Raw genomic sequence first — 20,642 nt, 5'->3', positions numbered from 1 at the left:
TTTCCCATGACAGCCTTGCCTAATCACGCAGCGAAAAGCTCATTAATAATGATGAATAAAAGTTGTAGCTCAACCCCTGTCACAGGGTTGAGCCACTGCTTATTTATGCGTCGTGCTGAGTCACCGTTTCGGGTTGTTGCAGTAGTGACCGTACCGTCTGATGGCGGTGCCAGTACCAGGCCAGCACTTGCTTGAATCTCTCAATCTCTTTCTTCAGGCCCGGCAGAGGAATTTTGCTGCGTTTTTTGCCGTGGGCGTTCGGCTGCACATGTTGTACGTGCAGGGTATCCCGGCCAAAATTTCTGAGGACGTTGATATTTTTAACATTATCCCAGTCCAGCAGTTCAGCCGTTTTCGGCAACACAATGCCCTGCCAGGTGATTTCGACCTGCGAACCGTCTTTCAGCGTAAAGGGAACATTCGGGAAATATTTAAGGACCAGCGCGGTCTCTTCCTCTCCCGTGGGCTGATAGCGCCAGGCCAGGCTCTCTTCATGCGTAGACGAGAAATCACGCTCATATTTCTGCCAAAGCTGCTGTTCGATGTTGTCGGCAACGGGCATTAAATCAACCCAACTCTCCGTCGGGAGTTCCGCTGCCACCGCGGCATAGGCGGTTTCTTCGACGGAAAAACCAACGTTACGCATCCTCTCAGTCAGCGGTGGGTGTGAATCAAAGGGATGCGGCACATTATGTTCACGCATGGCACTGATAAAACCGGGCGAATTTACATGTGCAGGCAAACCGGCGGCGATGGTTTTGCGGATCCCCAATTCACTCTCATGCAGCGCGTTATTGGCAAACAGATCCCTTTCAACTTCATAGCGATAACTCGCATACGCTGAAATTTTGATCAGGGATTCGATGATCGCGGCAGGTGAAATGAGCGCGGAGGCATTGCTATCGGCAACGAACTCACGTTCACGGCTGTTGCGTTGCCATGCCAGTTCAAACAGCATGCGATACAAATACAGCGGATAGTAGACAATGAGCGTGGCCACATTCTCGCTCATCAGGGCAATATAGAGATCGAAACGGTGGAGCTTCGGCCCCAGTAACGCGCCCGATGCCGTGTCGCCTTCATGCAGGTGAGTCAGTTCATGAACCATGACGCCATCCGCCTGCGCAAGCGTCAGTTGGCGCAACAGCGGAATACTGACATAGAGTTTGCGGCCCTTTAGCAGATGGTCATTAACGCGCAGCGGTGCTTCTGTTACGTAGAAATTGGCGTCGATACCAGCAATAACATGGTCCGGCGGGGTTGTTCCTACTCTGGCAGCCAGCGCATCAATCCGTGACCACAGTGCAGGGGCGGCTTCGCGGCTCACGACTTCGCCTTCGATATTCTCCTCAGGCGGGAGCTTTTTAAAGATGCCTTTGATGATGTAGTAGATACCCGCCAGCACCATCAATCCGACTAATATAACCAGTTTTGGATAGTAGGTTTGTGTGAAGAAGGCGGTTCCCCAGAAAGAGAGCCAGACCAGCATCGCCCCTTGAACAATCACTTCAAGTGAACCTGCTAACATCAGGAATGGCCGTGCCAGCATCAGGCTTAACAACTGGCTCTTACGGTTTCTAAAGGCCAGCGCGCTGAATAGCACGATCATCAGCAGTACAAAACAGCCGGCAATCAACGTCCAGAATGCAACGTTGTCCATCATGTAGAACTGCCAGAGTTCGGAACCTGGTGCGCAGACCGCCTTTTTATAGTTGAGCAGATCTTCGCTAACCGGGCCGCAAACGCTTGAAGGTGGATTCTCTTGCAGGAACCCGGCAAGTTTCCCGGCATCCTGGTGTTGTTTTTGTGCATCCTCAATAAAGAATTGCGTGTATTCCTGATTGAGTGATCTATTCCCGTACTCAGCAAAACCTAATGTGATCGCTGGTATAAGAAACAGGGTTAACAGTAACCAAAAGAGTACTTTTGTATAACCCATTTTCAATTCCGTTATGCTTTTCAACGTTATTAACTCATCCACTGTTTGTAATGGGAAAAACTGCTTTCGCGGAGATTACCGGAAGGAGTTTACTGTACAAGTTAAAGAGGAAAGTGCCCTCTTGCTATGCTTACACTATTTTACAAATGGTAGATTCTGATTGTAAACCTACCTTTGTTAGTAATGGAAACGGCAAAGTTATTTTCAGCAGCAATTTCAGTTTGGGATGGGCACAATGGTTGCTTTATTAAATTAAGGCTTCTGAAAAAATCAGGTAAATATCTTGTTTAACCGTGACATTGCTGAGTAAGTGCAGGGATAATTCATGCGATAAACTATATTAACCACAATAAAAACAACAAGTAACAAATCCCTCCCTTGATTAACAACACCTATCTGTGTGCAATAGGATAATTCGTAATTTGCATTATTATTTTTCATATCAATAAGAATGAGGAGACACTGCCTTTATGTTCCCACCCATTATTTGTGTGGTTTTGTCTGCATTATCGGGCATAAAAAAGGAATTCGAAATGGAATATGCTATCCCGCCTTGCTGCCTGCTTACTTAGCTTCTACGCTGTAACCCCTGCATTTTCATAAAAAGGAAATAACACCATGAGGAGCTCACAATGAAGTTAAAGAATATATCTAACCTGTCAGCCGCAATATTCTTTACCGTAACGCTGGGTTGTACAGTTAATGTGGCATCAGCCGCCGAAGTGCAGACGACGGAACAAAAGGCCGCTACGACTGAAACAATCTCTCTTCTGGATGGAAAGCAGGAATTCCAATTACAGGGCTATGAGGTTCAGCCTGTTCCTGGCGGTGCGCCTGGGAAAATGTATGTCAATAAACAGGCTAAACGTGTGCTCATTATTGGCGAAGAAGACATCCCGTTGGCGGCCCGTGCTGCCAGTGAGGATGATTTTCTCACGGGCCTGAAATCCATAAAAGATCAGCAGAAGCAAGCCTCTCCCTCTTATAAGGTTGTCAGTGAAAAAACGGAGAACGTGAAGGGATTGAAGGTTTATCACATTGAGGCCACCAGCAATATGGACGGTACTGACGTATTTCAGGCAACCTTAATTGCTGTCGCCAACAAAAAATTCACCATTATTCAGGTCATTTCGAACCAGAAAGATAAGCCGGGTCACATCGCAGCGGTAAACAATATTCTCGGCAAATGATTTGACAGGCGCGCCCGGGAAGGCCCGGGGGCGTCTGTTCCCCTCCCCCTCTTCCCGGAGGAGCAAGGTAACCGAACGTGCACACTCGCAGGCTTTAGCGCATCACCTCGACATCCCCCAACTTTATCACTCACACTTAATCCAAAGACGTAGTCTGCGCGGGCATTGTGCTTTACACTGCGCGCTGCAAAAATTGAGTAGATAAACGATTAATCAGGCGGTAATGGCGATGAACGGAACAATCACAACGTGGTTTAAAGATAAAGGTTTTGGATTTATCAAAGATGAAAACGGCGAAAACCGGTACTTTCATGTGATTAAGGTCGCCAACCCTGATCTTATCAAGAAAGATGCCGCAGTGACCTTCGAACCGACCACCAACAACAAAGGCTTGTCCGCGTATGCGGTCAAAGTTATTCCGGAAAGCAAGTACATCTATATTGCAGGTGAGCGCCTGAAACTCGCCTCGATCAAGTCTTTCGTGGTGTTCAGCGAAGAAGTGCCAGTTGAAACCGGGATCGATAAAGAAAATGCGGTGCTGTCGGTGGGGCTTCTGATGAACAACATCAAGCCGAAATCCGCGCAGAAACCAGGCGAAATGCGCTCGGTAAAAAAACTGGCGATCACCACCTTCCAGGGCACGACATTAATCTTCTCGGAAGATGAAATTGACGTTGAAGCCACGGTAAAAATGCTCAAAGTCTGACATCATCAGGCTGACCCTGTGCCGACCTTGTGCGCGGTCCATTCGCCGCCTGTCGGCACGATTTTCTGCCCTCCTGGATGTTGCCGTATTAATCCGGCAATTTTCCCGCGGGCAGTAAAATAAGACTGCTATTATCTAAACCACATCGGCAGCATCAACTGGCTCAGACCTTAGGGAAAGACTTATGAACAACGAAATACCGCTTAAATTTTATGACATCGTGGATGAGTATTCGTCGGAAAGCGAGAAGCCGGTGAGCGAGTCAGAGCGCGATCCCCTGGCACACTATTTCCAGTTGCTGATCACCCGCTTAATGAATAACGAAGAGATCAGCGAAGAAGCGCAGCAAGAGATGGCCAGCGAAGCCGGTATCAGTGAAAAGCGTATCGATGACGTCGCGAATTTCCTCAATCAATGGGGCAACGAGTAACGCCCCATCAGTCTGTATCGGGAAGGCGGCAGCCTGTGGTGACTGTCCCCCTTCTCGCTTAGCGCCTGCCTGGCGCACTCATGCCAGGCGGATATGACCTCACAGCGTCAACGTCCCTTCCATCGTGATCACACTGCTGCCGCCCACCCGCACAACCGGTGTACCCTGCGAGGCGTCATACTCTGCCAACAGCAGGCTGGCACGCCCCATATCCACACCCTGCCTTACGCGCAAAGAGAGCGTCGTCTTAGCATTAAGCGAAGCCAGCAGCGCCGTCACTGCAGCCGTCGCACTGCCTGTCGCCGGGTCTTCGGTCATCCGCGGCGTAAACATCCGCGCCTGCAAATCACAGTCCTCTTCCTGTGTTGTGTCCAGGGTATAGGCATAAATGGAGACTGCGCCGTCCAGTGGCAGAACAGCCCGAAAACCTTGTAAATTTGGTACGCAGCGGCGTAGCGCGTCGCGGGAGGCGAGCTCCACAATCAGAAATGGCAGCCCCACCGAGGCCACCAGCGGCTGATGCACAGCCGTACTGATGCAGTCTGCCTCCAGCGACAGACAGGCGGCGACCTGCTCCGGGCTCACTTCGGAACGGCAGGATAACGGCTCCGGCACCCGTAGTTCGGCCCCGCTCACCACACCATTGTTTTTGAGCAGACGAACGGGTACCAGACCCGCCGCTTCTTCAAACTGCAATATCTCAGGCAGCGTCTCGCCGTTCGCCGCCGCGTAGCTTGCCAGCACAAAGGCAGTGCCGACATTGGGATGCCCGGCGAAAGGAATTTCCCGCGTGGGGGTAAAAATGCGCACATGCGCCGTGTTTGCCCTGTCGGCGGGCGGCAGTACAAACGTCGTTTCGCTGTAGCCGAACTCGGCGGCAATCTGTTGCATTTGCCCGGTGCTCACCCCCTGTGCATCTAAGACGACGGCGACGGGGTTGCCAACAAACGGGGTATCCGTAAAAACATCTGCGATGACATAACGTCTTTTCATTCTCTGCCCTGAATTCAATGAGGTACTTAACCACGAGTATCACAATTTAGCGGTCAGCACACCTGCCAGTTTCATTAGCATAAAAAATATCATGTATAGTAGACTCAATCGCTGCCTCTTTTTAAAAAAGGAATCAGATATGAAAAACGAGACGAGAAAACCCTTAATCCGTATTTGTCAGGATCTGCACTGAAAATGAGTATTTCTCAATTATAAAGTATTTCAGGAGATCGCATGCATACATTAGTGAGTTCATCTGTTTCTTTTTTTGAATCTTACATTCAAAAACTACCCCGCTGTAATCATACAAGACGGCAATATTTCTTACTTTTTCTGACCGGTATTATCTGTTTGACAGGCGGTGCGGCATGGAGCACGGCATATCTATTTGCTGGCAAACCGTATATCTCCGCATTATGTTTATCTGTTATTCTTGTTGGGTTTTATGCCATTAAGATGGCATTCAGTGGGATCACACAGAAAAACACGCTTATATTTTCTCACATGATATTGATTGTATGCATTTTGATCCCTTTGACAGATTATCCGCTTAACGCCATACCCCGCTCATCCCACTCTTACCTGTTGGTATACGCGGTTGGCGGGGCTTTATTTCTCAGGCATGAGCGGTTCTATGTAAAAACAGTGATGCCCTTTATTGCCTTTGCATTCTATTTGATCTACGCGGTGTCAGATATCTCCTTCACCAGTGAGTTACTTCATCCTCCCGAACACATCATGACCACAGGTGTTTTCATAAACTATTTTACTTCTGTTGCGCTTATTTTTGGGATATTAATCATCTTCCGGGGTGATTACACTAACGAGAAGTATCTCACCTATGCGTTATCGAAAGCTATAAAAACAAACCAACTTTCTGTCTATTATCAGCCACAAATCAATCGCCAGGGAAAAGTGGTTTCAGCAGAAGCCTTACTGCGCTGGAAACATCCCGTCAGAGGGTTTATACCACCAGATTATTTCATCCCGATTGCTGAGGCATCCGGATTAATTTTACCAATCGGCTATTGGATTTTAGAGCGCGTGAGCAATGATATCCACGCGATAAAAGATAAGATAAAAGACATTACTATTTCTGTAAACATAAGCCCCATACAGTTGATGGATGCTGAATTCCCCGACACATTAGGCAGCATTCTCAATAAAAACAAGCTTAGCTTCAAAAGTATTAAATTTGAAATCACCGAAGGTGCTTTTATTTATGATAAGAAGTACATATTAAATGTCATGAATGATATCGCCCGCAAAGGTGCGTTATGGTCACTTGACGACTTAGGCTCTGGTTACTCTTCATTAAATATCTTAAATGAAATGCCATTCAGTGAAGTAAAAATCGATAAGCATTTATTAAAAGGTATTGATCATAGCTTAAAAAATAGAGTGATTTTAGAAAAAATCATCGAGATTGCAAACGATGTTGGTATGAACATCGTCGTCGAGGGTATTGAAACACAAACCATGGCTGACACCGTTTTTAAAATGGGGTGCGATCTGCAACAAGGCTACCTTTATGCAAAGCCGATGCCTTTAGATGAGTTCTTATTATTTTGTGAGCAAAGTAATACACACGTTGCCAGCGATAATCCGGATGTCGCTGATGTTTATTTTCCACCATGTCTGACTGATAATAATGATCAGGCGTGACAGATAATGGCGGCGGTAGCCGCTTCGCCTGACAGAAGCGTTTTATAAGGTAATTTCAGAAAAGAGAGGGAAAAGCACGAAACGCAGGCCAATGCGCTATCAGATCGACTGCGATTAGTGAAGAATCGCTTATGTCCATTGCGTCATCTCTTTATCTGCTGGAACCGTGCCATCATCTAATCATGATCGTCTCTTTTTAAATTCCCTTAGCAATTCGGCGGTTAAAAGCCAACTTCTTCCTTTTCAATACAGATTGCGAATAATAGCACAAATCGTTCAATAAATTTGTTGCATTAAATTTATGCAACATTCCATCGATCAATCGAATTAACTCTAATAGACATAAACTATCAATAATTTAATTTTTTTAGTTTTTAACGATCAATAGCTAAGCATAATCGGCTTTATGCCGATGTGTATTAAATGCCCTCTGCAGGAGCAGAGAGGCATAACTTCAAATTTAACAAGGAAAGAATAATGAAAAAAGTTAAGACCAACAGTCAAACACAAGGTTTAAGTATCAAAAATAAAATATTACTGGCATTTAGTGTGATATTGCTTTTGATGGTTTTTATTTCAGCAAACTCTCTATTCAGGCTTAATGAAGCCAAAGATAAAATATCCAAGATCGTAACGGAAGACTATCCGACGACTGCCCTTGGTAATAATGTTATAAGAGAGGTCAATAACGCGACAACGTTATTACTTAACGCAATTATAGAAAAGGAACCAGAGAGAAAAGATCAGCTTTTGCAGGCATTGAATGCTAAAAGTAAAGACGTAACGGCGTTATATGAACAGCTAAAGGAAAAAGCAGACGATGAACCCTCACAATTATTATTAAATAAGATATCTGAATTTCGCTCAGCTTACATTCAGTCACGCGCTTTAGTGATAAAAAATCTTAAAACCGATCCTGAGGCCGCCGTCAGTGAGTACACCACTCACACCCGCGCTTATGAAAGTCAGTATCAGGGGAAAATAATGGAATTTATCGATTTGCAACGTAATGAAATGCAGACATCCTATACGGGTTTTCTCGGTGACTATGCAGTGAGCAAGGCGACCATGATCGTTGTTTCACTGATCTGTTTGGCCCTTGGTATCATCATGGCTATTCTGATTTCACGTGCTATTGTCCGCCCTATCAATCATGCTGTAAGCGCAGCAACCCGTATTGCAGAGGGCGATCTGGGTACCGATATTGTCATCACCTCTAAAGATGAAACGGGAATTCTGACAGGGGCTATTGCCCATATGCAGCAAGAATTACGAAAAATCGTGACGGAAATTCGCAGTGGTGCGGAAAATATCGCGACGGGCGCCTCTCAAATCATGGCTGGCACGCGGGATTTGTCAGCGCGAACGGAGGAACAAGCCAGCTCTGTAGAACAAACCGCCGCGTCAATGGAGCAAATTTCCGTAACGGTGAAAAATACCGGCAGTAATACGGCGAATGCTTCCCTCCTTTCAGAAAATGCCAGCATCACGGCCAAAGATAATGAAAAGTTAATGTCATCTCTCACCCATGAGATCCACAATATCACCAACTCAGCGGACAAAATGTCTGACATTATTAGTCTGATCGATTCTATTGCTTTCCAGACCAATATTCTGGCACTTAACGCAGCGGTCGAAGCCGCCCGCGCAGGTGAACACGGAAAAGGATTTGCGGTCGTTGCCCAGGAAGTTCGCGTTCTCGCGCAAAAAACCGCAAATTCATCAAAAGATATTCGTTCTCTGATTGAAAATTCCATGCAGCAAAGTTCCCGCGGCCTGGATATGGTGCGCCAGGTGAGCGGCAAAATGGATGGTCTGGTGCAAAACGTCGATAGCGTCTCAAATATACTTAAAGAGATCGAACAGGCGAGCCTGGAACAAAGCGAAGGGGTGCACCAAATTAATATCGCCATCGGTCAGATTGATACCACGACCCAGCAAAATGCGGCCCTGGTTGAAGAGTCTGTGGCAGCATCAGAAATGCTTAATGAACAGGCCAGAGTGCTTAAAGATCTGGTCAGTGTATTTAAAATGGCCTGAATGCCCGTATAACATCTGTTATTTATAGTTAATGACCAGACAATCCGGTAATACATTAACATGGTTACCGGATTGTCTTATTTATCGCCAAGGAAACCTGACAGTTGAGCCAGCGCACTGCCAGGCGACATCGCGACCTCAGCCCCTTGCTTGCCACTCTTTTTTAAGCAGCGCATAGACAAACGTCGAGTCGTACCGTTCTTCGCCCTGTTCATCTGTGAACGAGACAAACTCCTTAAAGCAGCCTTCCTGTCGCATATGCAGACGGGCACAGAGTTTTTGCGACGGCAGATTATAGTCTTCCACATAGGCATACAGGCGTCGGGCCTCTTTATGTGTAAACAGATAAGTAAACAGCGCGCTCACCGACGCGGTGGCAAATCCCTGCCCTTCATACTGCGGGTTGAAGTGCCAGCCTACACTCCAGGTATGCGGATCGGGCTCGCCGCTGTTATCGGCAAAAAGATGTCCCACAAGCGCGTCACTTTCTTTAAGACAGACGGCGAACTGGCTCTCATCGCTGGCGCGTTTGGCCACCTCTTCTTCGGCTTCTGCCAGGGAACGCATTCTCTCATCATAAAAACAGGGCACACGCGGCGATGCCATATACGCAAAAAACGCCGCCGCGTCTTTACGATGAAAACGCCGAATAATAAGCCCTGGCATAGTCGTTAAAATCATCTCACTCCCCTGTTCATTATTTTCCCTTTCGCGCCGACTCAATAAGATTGTCGCTCTTCGCGGGTTCCATAAAAAAAGCGGCGCAGAGTCCAGATAAGCAGCGCCAGTAACGCAATTGCTCCCAGCACCGCAAAGGCCACGCTGTAGGAGTATTTTGCCGCAATGGTACCCGCAAGGCCCGGACTGAATGCCGCACCAGCCCCCTGCAACAGCATGACAAAGCTCTGCCCGGCGTTGGTATGGCCGCTGCCTTCCAGCAACTTGACGATGTAGCCCGGAACCGCCACACCCAGAAGGCCTGCCGCCACGCCATCCATAATCTGCACCGGTATCATAAAGAGCGGGTCGGCTGAGGTGCAGGCCAGCGCCGCACGCAGCGGCAGCACTATTAATGCCGCCGCAATCAGTAGCGGGTAGCCATATTTTTCCGCTCTGGCCGCCGCGAATAAGGCTACGGGGATCATCACCAGTTGTGAAATGACAACCGTCGCCGCCGCATACACACCCGCGCTTATCTCCCCGCCCGGCGCCGATGCCACGCGCATACTGAGCATCGGCAACAGCGCGGCGTTAGCCAGATGAAAAAGCAGCAGCGTGACCCCGAGGGTGATGACCGCAGGGTGCGTGATAATAACGGACAATTTGGGAAGCGCCGCAGGATCCGCGCTGCCGCTTAATCCACGAGCGACGCGGTTATCTATATCCTCATGGCGAATAGCAAACACCGCCATCGTGGCGCAAATCGCCATACCGGTCATCAAAATGAACACGGCATCTGTGCCAAAGTAGAACACCAGCACACCCGCCAGTATTGCGGCGCTCATATTTCCGCCGTGGTTAAACGCCTCGTTTCTGCCCATTTGATGGTTAAAGCCGGATGAGCCGGTTAACCCAAGCGTGATGCCAGTTAGCAAAGGGGCAATAAAAGCCGCAGACACGCCCGTGACGAGCTGAGAAAAGCCGACGATATAGAGTGTCGGGAATACCCAGAGCAGCAGCGTCGCGGCGGTGATAAGCAGACCGCAGGTAATAAGAATTGCCAGCTTATGCCGTGACGCATCAGCAACCAGCCCGGAGGGCATCGTGGCAAGCAGCCCTGCCAGACCACCAAGCGTCATCATCCAGCCAATACTGTCGGTTTGCCAGTGATGTTCAGTGAGGAAGATCCCTAAAAAAGGGCCAAGACCGTCCCTGACATCCGCCATGAAAAAATTCACTAAACACAGTGCCTGTAGCGATCGTAAAGACATGCAACCTCTTCTTACGTGGCAATCCAGCGATGGTCTCGCATTCACAGAACGGGAATATGTGCCGTTGTTTGCACGCGGCCCTTCACGCATTCCATTTTAAAATCAGCAGGTTAAAAACCTGCGTGTCGCGTAATACTCACAAGAAGAGAGAGTAGCGAGTTTTCAAGTCAGTAGCATGATACATAAATGTAACAATTGATTCCGCTGTGCTTTTTTATGTCAGCGTCTGGTTTAGGGCGCGTAACGTCGCGGTCGCGGGCGCACCTGTTACATCCGCGACAATTATCGTTATAATCACGCAAATTCTTTACCAGGTTAGAAACGACGATGACAAAACTCACCTTACAAGAGCAGATGCTGAAAGCAGGCTTAGTGACCAGCAAGAAGATGGCCAAAGTCCAGAGAACGGCCAAGAAATCACGCGTTCAGGCTCGTGAGGCAAGAGAGGCGGTAGAAGAGAATAAAAAAGCCCAGATCGAGCGCGATAAGCAACTGAGCGAGCAACAAAAGCAGGCGGCATTATCAAAAGAGTATAAAGCGCAGGTGAAGCAGCTTATTGAGATGAACCGGATTGTGATTGCCAAAGGCAATATCGATTTCAACTTCACCGACAATAACCTTATCAAAAAGGTCGTTGTGGATAAGGCAACGCAGACACAACTGATCAATGGCCGTCTCGCCATCGCGCGTCTGGTGACCAACAGTAACGGCGACAGCGAATACGCGATCATCCCCGCCGTCGTTGCGGATAAAATTGCCCAGCGCGATGAGAGTTACATTGTCTTAAACAGCGCGCTGAGCGAAGAAGTGCAGGACGAAGACGATCCGTACGCCGATTTCAAAATTCCTGACGATTTGATGTGGTAATCCGCAACGTTTAGTCCCCCCTTCCCACCGCACTTATGTAGCGCGCCGGGCATCCTCCCGGCGCCTCATCCGGATCTACGGGTTCGGTGCCCGATCGTAGAGGGGGGAGGGACCCCCTGCGAGCACGATCGGTCCCCTCTCCCTAGGGGCTGAGAGATCCCCAGTAATATGGTCAGTTCACCATGACCATATTACTGTACTCTTTACCTAACATTTTCAGTGCATTAGCGATATTCAGCCGCCTTAGTATTCCGGGCTCATGCCGCAGAACCTCAACCGCCAGCCTCACATAAGACAGGATCCTTTTGTCTTTTATACTGTTTGCCTGATAGCGCAGGTGGCGCTGCTTTTTCTCCGCCAGATACCCTGCCAGCCACATCACCAGACTCGCCATGGCCGCCACGACGCTCAGTACCGCCAGACGTCCATTGCCCTGGCTGCGGCTCAGCCTCAGTCCGAACCCGAAGCGCGGGCTTTTTTCATCCCGGAAGTTCTGCTCTATCTGCATCCGGCGACTGTACAGCGTCATTATCTGTGCTGGCTCCATACCTGCCACATTGCTGAACAGCAGCCACGGCTCCTGTGCGCTGCGACGATGCTCTCTCTGCGTTTTTGGCATCCCCCCTTTGCCGTGACGGCCTGCTCCCGGGCGTTTCTGCAGATAAAAGTGACCGTAACAGGGCGTGCGGGGTTTCCGGGCCAGGACGCCATAACCCACTCCTACCGGGTATTCGCCGGCATGAAGGTCGCTGATTTTCATCCAGCGTGTATCGCCGTCCATCCGGAAGCACACGAGCCCTCTGACCCGACCGACGAAGGACCAGCCCAGCAGACTGATGTGACGGAACCAGTCGGTGCGAAAGCCGGCATCGGTAATAATCGTGACCGCTTTTTCCGGCGGAACAGCCGCATGGAGGCGGTCGAGGAAGGCGCACTGTATCCTGCTGTTCTGGGCGAGTTCAGCCGGAACGACTTCGCTCATCAGCGGAAGTGAGCGGCCGTTACAGACCAGACTTGCGCGCAGCAGATGCCAGTTTTTATCAGGCCATCCGGTCCAGTCGACAGCAATAACGCAGAACGGCATGAGGGAGGTAATGGCACGGGTGAGCTGCATCTGGATACGGGGAAGGTCGCGGTGAAGGGCGGAGTTACCGAGGGCACGGTCGACCCGTTTGATTTTATTTTTGACGTGAGCGGAACCGGGAAGGGAGCGTCCGAGACTGGTCAGGGTGAGTTCAGCACCGTTGCAGAGCGCAACAGCCATGGAAGTGAGGACATTAATGCGGAAAGAATGAATCCCGCGTAAAGACGAGGAAAAGAATTTCTGGCACACTGTCTTTAAAGGCACGATGAGGTCTCTTCTGATTTGTTAGCGCAGCCAGTAGATCACACTTCATCGTGCCTTTCACTTTTTCTGGGGATTCCTCAGCCCTAGGGGAGAGGGTCTGGGTGAGGGGGAAAATGCAGCTCGGGAGGTGGGTTCCGTTCACCGTATGTTCATGGCGACATGTCACCTTCGGACACGTGAACGGGTAAAGGGGAACACCGCGTTCCCCTTTACAATCCCCGCGGCCCCGCAAAGAAATCGGTGCTTCGCACTACGTTCGCCTCCCGCCCCGCTGCCTGCGGTCGGTTTGACTCGACGTCCTGTCTCGACAAACCTCAGTCCGCCATCCCTGGCGGCCTGCCCTTGTCATCGGGTCTTCGTCTCACCGATTTCAGCGGGGACTCAACTCCCTCGCTGCACGCTCTGCGCCAGGGGGGGCACAAAGATGTCGCTGCGGTTGGCATGCGGGAAAATGAGTCAGCCATGGCTAAAAAGGTTGAAGACGTTCACAGTATCTACTGTTCAGAACGGGCTGGCGTGGCAGGCGTTTATCGGCGCTGCGCTGACCGGATGCACAAAATGCAGTTCGCTGGCGTGCAACATCAGTCGTGGTGTTCGCGCCGTGCCCGGTAGCGTCAGGCCACCATACAGATCGCAGCCCAGAATCGGATGACCCAGGTGCTGGCAGTGAATGCGCAACTGATGGGTGCGCCCGGTCTCCGGGATGAGTGCAACCCGCGTCAGTGGCAGTAACGCCCCGTCTTCCCCTTGCTGATAAAAACGTTCCACGACCCGATAGCGGGAGCGTGCCGGTTTGCCGTGTGCAGCGCAAATCGACATCAGCGGAAAGAGCGCCGGATCTTTGCCGATCGGTGCGTCGATCACTCCGTCGTCATCGGCCAGATGCCCACACAGCAACGCGTTGTAGACCTTGCTTACCGTGCGCTGGCTGAACTGGTGGCAAATCGCGGCATTTATCGCTTTGTTGCGTGCCACCACCATCAACCCGGAGGTGCCGAAATCCAGGCGGTGGACCAGGGTACAGCCGGGGAACATGTTAACCAGCCGGTGATGCACCGAGTCGAGGTTTTGCGGATTTTTCCCGGAGAGGCTGAGCAGCCCGGCGGGTTTATTGATGAGCACCAGATGTTCGTCCTGCCAGAGGATCTCTATCTCGTCATGGCACGGCGGGGCAATAAAGGTATCGATAATCTCAGACATCAGGCTGCCCGGCAAAAAAGTGAGAGCGGATGATAGCGAATTCTCCGCCGCCTGGCGAATTCGGGCTTTACTGCACCTGTTCGCGCCACAGGGCGATCTCTTCATCAAGCCAGGCGATGAAAAGCGAGATTTCCCGCGCTTTCTCCGCCTGTGGAGAGGTCACCAGCCAGTAGTGCCAGGGATACGGCGCTGTGAACGTCGTTATCTGTACCAGCTCACCCCGCGTGATAGCGTCCCGGACCAGAGAGCGTCGCTCCAGCGCAATACCGCGTCCCAGCCGCACGGCTTCAAGGACCAGGTTCGAATCGTTGATGCGCAATCCCGCGGGCACGATCTCTTTTTCCAGCCCGGCATTCAGACACCAGCTTTTCCACGACTCCGTCGAAAAGATAATGGCACTCTTCGCCACCTCTTGCGGTGTGGCGGGTAAGTTGCCCTTGTTGTAGCCAGGTGCCGCAACGACAATCAGCTCATCAGAAAAAAGAAAGCGGCTCTCCATGCCTTCCCAGTCGCCCTGCCCCATACGGATAGCAATATCGATGCCCTCCTGTTGCAGGCTGGTGACCGTCAGGCTGGCCTGCAAACGTAATGAAATTAGGGGATATTTTTCGCGAAAGCGCATCAGGCGCGGCAGCAACCAGTGATTGCCAAAAGACGGCACCGTCGCCAGCGTCAGTTCCATCGTGCGCGGCTTTACCTGTACCAGCCGGGTGGCCTCCGAGATGTGGTTCAACGCCTCGCGTATCTGTAGCGCATAGAGCCGCCCCTCTTCGTTAATCTGCACCCCGCGCCCGTGACGGATAAACAGTTTTACGCCAACCAGCGCCTCAAGGATTTTGATTTGCTGGCTGATGGCGGAATGGGTCACGTTCATCTCTTTTGCTGCCAGTGTCACGCTACCCAGGCGTGCAACCGCCTCAAAGCTTCGCAGGCTGGCGATAGGGGGGAAATCCGACATAGTGCTTTCCTCAAACACAGGGGCCACCAGGTTAACGTTACTACCCAACAGGCGTTATTACAGCGGCCACTGATAACCCAGCATGGTGTTATGCCCGTTAATTTTAACGCCGTCTACAGGCTGAGCGATAACCGCGCAAGATGTTAGAAACACTAACACATAAGGTTAGAAACCCGTGATATTCGCCCACGACCATTTGCGGTAAGGTCTCTCTGTTTTCGTTACCGGGGCAGGTGTCGCGGTCAATCACTTAATGGCTATTGCTATGTAGGGGCAGGAGTTACGATGAAACTCATTGGCATGATGGACTCGCCTTACGTCAGGCGTGTTGCGGTATCCCTGGAGCTCTATGGCATCGAATTTGAAAGTATGCCGCTGTCAGTTTTTCGCTCATTTGAGGCGTTCGCCCACATTAACCCGGTCGTCAAAGCGCCAACACTGCTGCTGGATAACGGCGTGCAGTTAATGGACTCATCTCTTATTTTGCATTATTTCGAGGCCCAGGCAGGCGCAGACCAGAAATTACTCCCTGCGGAGCCTGGCGCGCTGGCACAGGATCTTCGTCTGTTGGGGGTGGCGCTTGCCGCCTGCGAAAAAGCGGTGCAAAACATTTACGAACACAATCTCAGACCGGAAGAAAAGCAGCATCAGCCGTGGGTAGCGCGCGTGACCCAGCAATTGTTAGCCGCCTGCCGGGAGTGGGACACGATGCTGGCAGGCCGCGCTGCCGCCCGGCGCCCCGATCAGGTTACCGTCACCAGCACGGTGGTGTGGACCTTTATTCAATCGATGATCCCGAATATGGTGCTGGCCGACGATTTTAAAAACATTGCCTCACTTGCCCGTTCCTGTGAGGCGTTACCCGCCTTTAAAAAATATCCCTTATGCTAAAACGGGGCGGGTGAATGACATGATTCATTAACCCGCATCCGCCCGTTAAAACGCAGTGATTTTTCTTCGTTTTTTTATGCCGTTATCTATACTCCAGATACCCTGCTCTTATCCGTTAAGGTTTCTTGTGTTAGCAACTATCCTCATCGCGCTTGTCGCCGCGATCCATGTCTACATTCTGGTTCTCGAAATGTTTTTGTGGGATACCAAAACCGGCCGCAAGGCGTTTAACCTGAGCGCCGATTTTGCCCGCGACACCCGCGTGCTGGCCGCCAATCAGGGGCTGTATAACGGCTTTTTAGCCGCCGGTTTACTGTGGGGGTTATGGCTGGGCGATGCCGGGTTTCAGGTCAAGCTTTTCTTCCTGGCATGCGTGTTGATCGCCGGGGTGTTTGGCGCGGCAACCGCCAGCAAGAAAATCCTCTATGTTCAGGCGCTACCGGCGCTTATCGCGATGGTAGCGCTCTTGATGCAATAAATGACGAACGATGGCGGAGATTAATCGTTCCTGGTCTTTTTGTGTTCCAGGTTTCGCGTTTCAAGAAAGCGGACAATCACGACGAAAAAGACGGGAACAAAGAAAACAGCGAGTAACGTTGCACTGATCATCCCGCCAAACACCCCTGTCCCAATGGCATGTTGCGTGCTGTCACTTGCCCCTTTGGCAAGCATCAGGGGCACCACCCCTAATGTGAACGCTAAAGAGGTCATGAGTATCGGGCGCAAACGCTGTCCGGCGGCGATCAGGGTTGCTTCGATGACGTTTTTGCCCTGGCGCATTAATTGTCTCGCAAATTCAATGATCAGAATGGCGTTCTTGGCGGAGAGCCCAATCAGGGTTATCAGACCGACTTTAAAAAAGACGTCGTTCGTCATCTGTGCGACGATGACCGCCAGCACGGCGCCGAGTAGCCCCAGCGGAACAACCAGCATAACCGCGAAGGGAACAGACCAGCTTTCATAAAGCGCGGCGAGCACCATAAACACCACTAGCATCGACAGTACAATGAGCCCCGGAAGCTGCGATGCAGAGGCCTTTTCCTGTAATGAACTGCCTGCCCATTCGCCCGCAAAACCCGACGGTAAGTTTTTTGCAAGTTCCTCCATTGCCGCCATTGCGGTGCCTGTAGATTCACCAGTGGATGCACTTCCGGTAATTCGAATGGCAGGATAACCCTGGTAGCGATTCAGTTGCTGCGGCGCGACATGCCAGGCAAGCGTCACAAACGTGGACACTGGCAGCATCTCCCCCTGGCGGTTTTTAACCGATAAACGCAATAGCTGTTCCGGCTGCATACGAAACGGCGCATCAGCCTGAACAATGACCTGCTGAACCCGCCCATTATTGATGTAATCATTGACATAGTTAGACCCCGTTGCGACAGAAAGGGTTTGATTGATTTCATCAAACGAGACCCCCATGGCTTCGGCTTTTTCCCTGTCAATGTTCAGGGCAAGTGTTGATCCCTCCGGCAGGCCATCAATATAGACATCGCTCAAATACGGGTTCTTATTGGCGCGCTGGACGAGTTCATCCGCTGCCTTTTTTAGCGCCTGATAGCCCTTCCCTCCCCGGTCTTGCACATAATAAGTGAACCCGGATGAAGTCCCCATATCAGAAATAGCCGGAGGAAGCAGACTCATGGTTACCGCGTCGGACACACTCTCCATTCTTGATTGGATATGGTCAGCTTCATCCTGTGCGCTTGTTCCTTCACGGTGTTTCCAGTCCTTGAGTGTGGTAAAAGCCATCGCCGAGTTCTGACCAGAGCCTGAAAACCCAAAGCCGAGGATCATGATGTTGCTTTCAATCGCCGGTTGGCTGGCGATTTCCTCTTCAAATTTTTGAACCACCTTGAGCGTACGCTGCATCGTCGCGTCTGAGGGAAGCTGGATTGACGACATAAAGTAGCCTTGATCTTCATCCGGTAAAAACGACGACGGCAATGAAGAGAGCCCCAAAAAAAGCGCCATGCACAGCGCGGCATAGAGCACCATCATCCGTCCGGTCCGTTTCAGAGCAAATCCGAGGCCGGATGCGTAAAACGCAGTAAGCGCATGAAACCGACCGTTGAACCACACGGAAAACGCGCGGCCTTGGCGGGAGGCATGATGATGGGGCTTTAATATCGTTGCGCAGAGTGCTGGCGTGAGCGTCAGGGCCAGAAAGGCGGACAGTAAAATAGACACTGCCATAGAGATACAGAACTGCCGATAAATAATTCCGACAGACCCTCCGGCAAATGCCATCGGAATAAATACCGCCGTAAGCACCAGGGTAATACCAATGATTGCGGGCGTGATTTCATGCATAGCTTGCCGCGTAGCTTCCTTCGGGGAGAGCCCCTTTTCTTCCATCAGGCGTTCGACGTTTTCGACCACGACAATGGCGTCATCAACGATAATGCCGATAGCCAGCACCATGCCAAACATGGTGAGAATGTTGATGGAATAACCGCTTAATAGCATCACCGTAAAGGTGCCCAGCAGCGCCACAGGTGCCACGATGGCAGGAATCAGCGTGCAGCGGATTTTATGCAGGAAAAGCAGCATAACGAGGAAGACCAGAACCATCGCTTCAACGAATGTCTCCACCACCTTCATTATGGAAAGTTTAACGAAAGGTGCCGTATCAAAAGGAACCGTAAATTCCATTCCCTCAGGCAGTACACCTGACAGCTCAGCCAGCCGCGCACGGACACCGGACGCCGTGTTGATAGCATTTGCACCGGGCGAAAGCTGGATAGCGGCCGCCGTTGCGGGTACACCGTTTTCACGTATACCAAAGGTATAGCTTTGTAACCCGGATTCAACGCGGGCAATATCGGCCAGTGTCAGACGCGCACCGGAGACCGCCGATTTAAGGGTGATATTACGAAACGCCTCAACCGAGGTAAGTTGCCCTCTGACGGTGATCGGATAGGTAACGGTCTGACCCGCGACCGCAGGCTCGTCTCCCGTTCTGCCAGGTGAAACAATCACGTTTTGCTGACTCACGGCGGTGAGTACGTCCGTAACAGAGAGCCCGTAACTGTGTAATTTCATGGGATCAAGCCAGATTCGCAGCGCTTTTTCACCGCCAAAGAGCTGGACTTTCCCCACACCCGGCACACGTCGCAGTTCATCCGTCAAATTTCTGGCGAAATAGTCGCTTAAATCCGCTTCCTGATATTCGCCGGTGGGGGATTTTAAACCCACCATCATCAGAAACCCGGAATTAGCGGCCTCAACGTTAATACCATTTTGCCGCACAGCCTGCGGTAAACGCGGCTCTACAATCTTTATCTGGTTTTGCAGGTCCATCTGGGCGAGTTTAATGTCTGTACCTGGCCTGAATGTTACGGTGATCGAAGCCATGCCGGTGGTATCACTGGACGATTCAAAATAGAGTAAGTTATCCACCCCTGAGATCTCGCGCTCAATAAGCGAAACGACAGAGGTGTTCATGACATCCGGGCTGGCGCCGGGATAACTGAGCGAGATGATAATACCAGGCGGTGCGACCGCCGGATATTGCGCGACAGGCAGTCGGGGGATGGACAATATGCCGGTCAGTACAATAAACAGCGCGACCACCCAGGCAAAAATGGGTCTTTCAATAAAAAAATGCGGCATCAGAAATAATTCCAGTCAACTGACATAACGTTCATAAAAAAAATAAAACGGCTCACTAGCCTGCTCCAGGCTACCCGGCGCAAAGTCATCTGCGAAAAATGAATTCCAATGATAAGAAGTTGATATTGACCACGTATGGCAGGTTTATGGAAAGAGTGTGGAGCCAGACATTGTTCTACATTTATGTCTCACTCCATTATTTCATTGTGAAAAAAATCCAAATCATCCGCATCACTAAGTACACTGGCGTACCGAAGAAAAAGATGCTCAAAAAACACCCATAATAAAATATAAAATCATCCAGACCCGGCATGATATTGAGAAGTAAATTGAACACCAGAATAGTATAAATAAAGACAACAATGACATAGAACGTTATGACGGCTAGCTCCTTTAATGCCCCCGGTTTCTTCTGGATGATAAAAAAGAAAAAAGCGATAACGACACACGCAAACGCAAGGGGCAATGAGATGACCGCCACATTCGTTTTTTCTTCAATAGCGTGCGCGACAAACAACCACGGAAAGAGTAATATGCATGACACCAGAAAAAATAAAAAAGAGTCCCAAATTACCTTTTGAAAAATACGTTCAATGTCTTTCATACTGTTTTCCCTGACACAATCTGGCACGCATAAATTACGCATAAAGCGCTGGCTTTAGACGTTATAAATCTTGAAATGAATAGCAATCGGCGTCTGGCCGGGTTTCTCCAGATGAAAATGATTGCATCAGATTGTTGATTGTTTATTTCGGGATTGTGTAGCCAGTATGGAGAAACCCTCACATACTCTAGATCTTTCGGAAAAAGACATGAAAATGAAACTTTTTCGAACCGTGGCTGTCAGATTGTTCTTAACAGGGAGTAAT

General features: G+C 50.3%; 17 protein-coding genes. 8 read left to right on the top strand and 9 right to left on the bottom strand.

Annotation, left to right across the window (positions count from 1 at the left end; all coding sequences use genetic code 11):
- Positions 1-103 precede the first annotated feature (103 nt).
- Complete coding sequence (locus C5523_RS11870) at positions 104-1,939, bottom strand: M48 family metallopeptidase (protein WP_108701160.1); 1,836 nt, start codon at positions 1,937-1,939, stop codon at positions 104-106.
- A gap of 632 nt (positions 1,940-2,571) precedes the next feature.
- On the opposite strand from C5523_RS11870, the gene C5523_RS11865 reads away from it, so the two are divergent.
- The 3 genes from C5523_RS11865 to C5523_RS11855 all read left to right on the top strand — a co-directional run bounded on the left by C5523_RS11865 (position 2,572) and on the right by C5523_RS11855 (position 4,265).
- The gene (locus C5523_RS11865) at positions 2,572-3,129 is read left to right on the top strand and encodes a hypothetical protein (RefSeq protein WP_079498013.1); all 558 of its coding nucleotides are present in this window, start codon (positions 2,572-2,574) and stop codon (positions 3,127-3,129) included.
- Between the two features lie 223 nt (positions 3,130-3,352).
- Entirely contained in the window at positions 3,353-3,835 is a 483-nt protein-coding gene (locus C5523_RS11860) for a cold-shock protein (RefSeq protein ID WP_041851468.1), read from the top strand.
- 184 nt (positions 3,836-4,019) lie between these two features.
- Positions 4,020-4,265 carry a YmjA family protein gene (locus C5523_RS11855; RefSeq protein ID WP_108701159.1) on the top strand — a complete coding sequence of 82 codons (246 nt, stop codon included), beginning with the start codon at positions 4,020-4,022 and terminating at the stop codon, positions 4,263-4,265.
- Positions 4,266-4,364: 99 nt separating this feature from the next.
- Here the strand turns inward: C5523_RS11855 and C5523_RS11850 are convergent, their stop codons facing one another.
- The gene (locus C5523_RS11850; RefSeq protein ID WP_108701158.1) at positions 4,365-5,258 is read right to left on the bottom strand and encodes a PhzF family phenazine biosynthesis protein; all 894 of its coding nucleotides are present in this window, start codon (positions 5,256-5,258) and stop codon (positions 4,365-4,367) included.
- A gap of 234 nt (positions 5,259-5,492) precedes the next feature.
- On the opposite strand from C5523_RS11850, the gene C5523_RS11845 reads away from it, so the two are divergent.
- Entirely contained in the window at positions 5,493-6,923 is a 1,431-nt protein-coding gene (locus C5523_RS11845; protein WP_108701157.1) for an EAL domain-containing protein, read from the top strand.
- A 477-nt stretch (positions 6,924-7,400) separates the two neighbouring features.
- On the top strand, positions 7,401-8,963 hold the full coding sequence (locus tag C5523_RS11840) for a methyl-accepting chemotaxis protein (protein WP_041851472.1): 1,563 nt from the start codon (positions 7,401-7,403) through the stop codon (positions 8,961-8,963).
- 138 nt (positions 8,964-9,101) lie between these two features.
- On the opposite strand, the gene C5523_RS11835 is transcribed toward C5523_RS11840, so the two are convergent.
- Both C5523_RS11835 and C5523_RS11830 read right to left on the bottom strand, forming a co-directional pair.
- Positions 9,102-9,644, bottom strand: coding sequence for a GNAT family N-acetyltransferase (locus tag C5523_RS11835; protein ID WP_108701156.1), 543 nt, complete (start codon positions 9,642-9,644; stop codon positions 9,102-9,104).
- A gap of 38 nt (positions 9,645-9,682) precedes the next feature.
- The gene (locus C5523_RS11830; RefSeq protein WP_108701155.1) at positions 9,683-10,894 is read right to left on the bottom strand and encodes an MFS transporter; all 1,212 of its coding nucleotides are present in this window, start codon (positions 10,892-10,894) and stop codon (positions 9,683-9,685) included.
- Between the two features lie 327 nt (positions 10,895-11,221).
- Between C5523_RS11830 and C5523_RS11825 the strand changes: the two genes are divergently transcribed.
- Complete coding sequence (locus C5523_RS11825; RefSeq protein WP_041851475.1) at positions 11,222-11,761, top strand: DUF2058 domain-containing protein; 540 nt, start codon at positions 11,222-11,224, stop codon at positions 11,759-11,761.
- A 172-nt stretch (positions 11,762-11,933) separates the two neighbouring features.
- Here the strand turns inward: C5523_RS11825 and C5523_RS11820 are convergent, their stop codons facing one another.
- From C5523_RS11820 to C5523_RS11810, 3 genes are all read right to left on the bottom strand, one after another.
- Positions 11,934-13,109, bottom strand: a complete 1,176-nt coding sequence (locus tag C5523_RS11820; RefSeq protein ID WP_108701011.1) for an IS4 family transposase — start codon at positions 13,107-13,109, stop codon at positions 11,934-11,936.
- A 501-nt stretch (positions 13,110-13,610) separates the two neighbouring features.
- Positions 13,611-14,309 (bottom strand): RluA family pseudouridine synthase, encoded by a 699-nt coding sequence (locus C5523_RS11815; protein ID WP_079498020.1) that lies wholly within the window; start codon positions 14,307-14,309, stop codon positions 13,611-13,613.
- 67 nt (positions 14,310-14,376) lie between these two features.
- Complete coding sequence (locus tag C5523_RS11810; RefSeq protein ID WP_108701154.1) at positions 14,377-15,267, bottom strand: LysR substrate-binding domain-containing protein; 891 nt, start codon at positions 15,265-15,267, stop codon at positions 14,377-14,379.
- 285 nt (positions 15,268-15,552) lie between these two features.
- Here C5523_RS11810 and C5523_RS11805 point away from each other — a divergent pair, with 285 nt between their 5' ends.
- Positions 15,553-16,158 carry a glutathione S-transferase family protein gene (locus tag C5523_RS11805; RefSeq protein WP_108701153.1) on the top strand — a complete coding sequence of 202 codons (606 nt, stop codon included), beginning with the start codon at positions 15,553-15,555 and terminating at the stop codon, positions 16,156-16,158.
- Positions 16,159-16,285: 127 nt separating this feature from the next.
- Positions 16,286-16,636 carry a DUF1304 domain-containing protein gene (locus tag C5523_RS11800; protein WP_041851479.1) on the top strand — a complete coding sequence of 117 codons (351 nt, stop codon included), beginning with the start codon at positions 16,286-16,288 and terminating at the stop codon, positions 16,634-16,636.
- A 20-nt stretch (positions 16,637-16,656) separates the two neighbouring features.
- On the opposite strand, the gene C5523_RS11795 is transcribed toward C5523_RS11800, so the two are convergent.
- Both C5523_RS11795 and C5523_RS11790 read right to left on the bottom strand, forming a co-directional pair.
- Positions 16,657-19,773, bottom strand: a complete 3,117-nt coding sequence (locus C5523_RS11795; protein ID WP_108701152.1) for a multidrug efflux RND transporter permease subunit — start codon at positions 19,771-19,773, stop codon at positions 16,657-16,659.
- Positions 19,774-19,969: 196 nt separating this feature from the next.
- Positions 19,970-20,377, bottom strand: a complete 408-nt coding sequence (locus C5523_RS11790) for a transporter (protein ID WP_108701151.1) — start codon at positions 20,375-20,377, stop codon at positions 19,970-19,972.
- Positions 20,378-20,642 lie beyond the last annotated feature (265 nt).

Source organism: Phytobacter sp. SCO41 (assembly GCF_003073275.1).
GTDB classification, from domain to species: Bacteria; Pseudomonadota; Gammaproteobacteria; order Enterobacterales; family Enterobacteriaceae; genus Phytobacter; species Phytobacter diazotrophicus.
Note: the sequence above shows the minus strand (reverse complement) of the source record. Positions and strands in the feature narration are given on the sequence as shown.

Bases quoted from the DNA above. Each gene is read 5' to 3' on its own strand.
- C5523_RS11855 (WP_108701159.1), top strand. From the start codon at position 4,020: ATGAACAACGAAATACCGCTTAAATTTTATGACATCGTGGATGAGTAT.
- C5523_RS11870 (WP_108701160.1), bottom strand. From the start codon at position 1,939: ATGGGTTATACAAAAGTACTCTTTTGGTTACTGTTAACCCTGTTTCTT.
- C5523_RS11830 (WP_108701155.1), bottom strand. From the start codon at position 10,894: ATGTCTTTACGATCGCTACAGGCACTGTGTTTAGTGAATTTTTTCATG.
- C5523_RS11865 (WP_079498013.1), top strand. From the start codon at position 2,572: ATGAAGTTAAAGAATATATCTAACCTGTCAGCCGCAATATTCTTTACC.
- C5523_RS11845 (WP_108701157.1), top strand. From the start codon at position 5,493: ATGCATACATTAGTGAGTTCATCTGTTTCTTTTTTTGAATCTTACATT.
- C5523_RS11860 (WP_041851468.1), top strand. From the start codon at position 3,353: ATGGCGATGAACGGAACAATCACAACGTGGTTTAAAGATAAAGGTTTT.
- C5523_RS11850 (WP_108701158.1), bottom strand. From the start codon at position 5,258: ATGAAAAGACGTTATGTCATCGCAGATGTTTTTACGGATACCCCGTTT.
- C5523_RS11825 (WP_041851475.1), top strand. From the start codon at position 11,222: ATGACAAAACTCACCTTACAAGAGCAGATGCTGAAAGCAGGCTTAGTG.
- C5523_RS11795 (WP_108701152.1), bottom strand. From the start codon at position 19,773: ATGCCGCATTTTTTTATTGAAAGACCCATTTTTGCCTGGGTGGTCGCG.
- C5523_RS11810 (WP_108701154.1), bottom strand. From the start codon at position 15,267: ATGTCGGATTTCCCCCCTATCGCCAGCCTGCGAAGCTTTGAGGCGGTT.
- C5523_RS11835 (WP_108701156.1), bottom strand. From the start codon at position 9,644: ATGATTTTAACGACTATGCCAGGGCTTATTATTCGGCGTTTTCATCGT.
- C5523_RS11815 (WP_079498020.1), bottom strand. From the start codon at position 14,309: ATGTCTGAGATTATCGATACCTTTATTGCCCCGCCGTGCCATGACGAG.
- C5523_RS11840 (WP_041851472.1), top strand. From the start codon at position 7,401: ATGAAAAAAGTTAAGACCAACAGTCAAACACAAGGTTTAAGTATCAAA.
- C5523_RS11790 (WP_108701151.1), bottom strand. From the start codon at position 20,377: ATGAAAGACATTGAACGTATTTTTCAAAAGGTAATTTGGGACTCTTTT.
- C5523_RS11805 (WP_108701153.1), top strand. From the start codon at position 15,553: ATGAAACTCATTGGCATGATGGACTCGCCTTACGTCAGGCGTGTTGCG.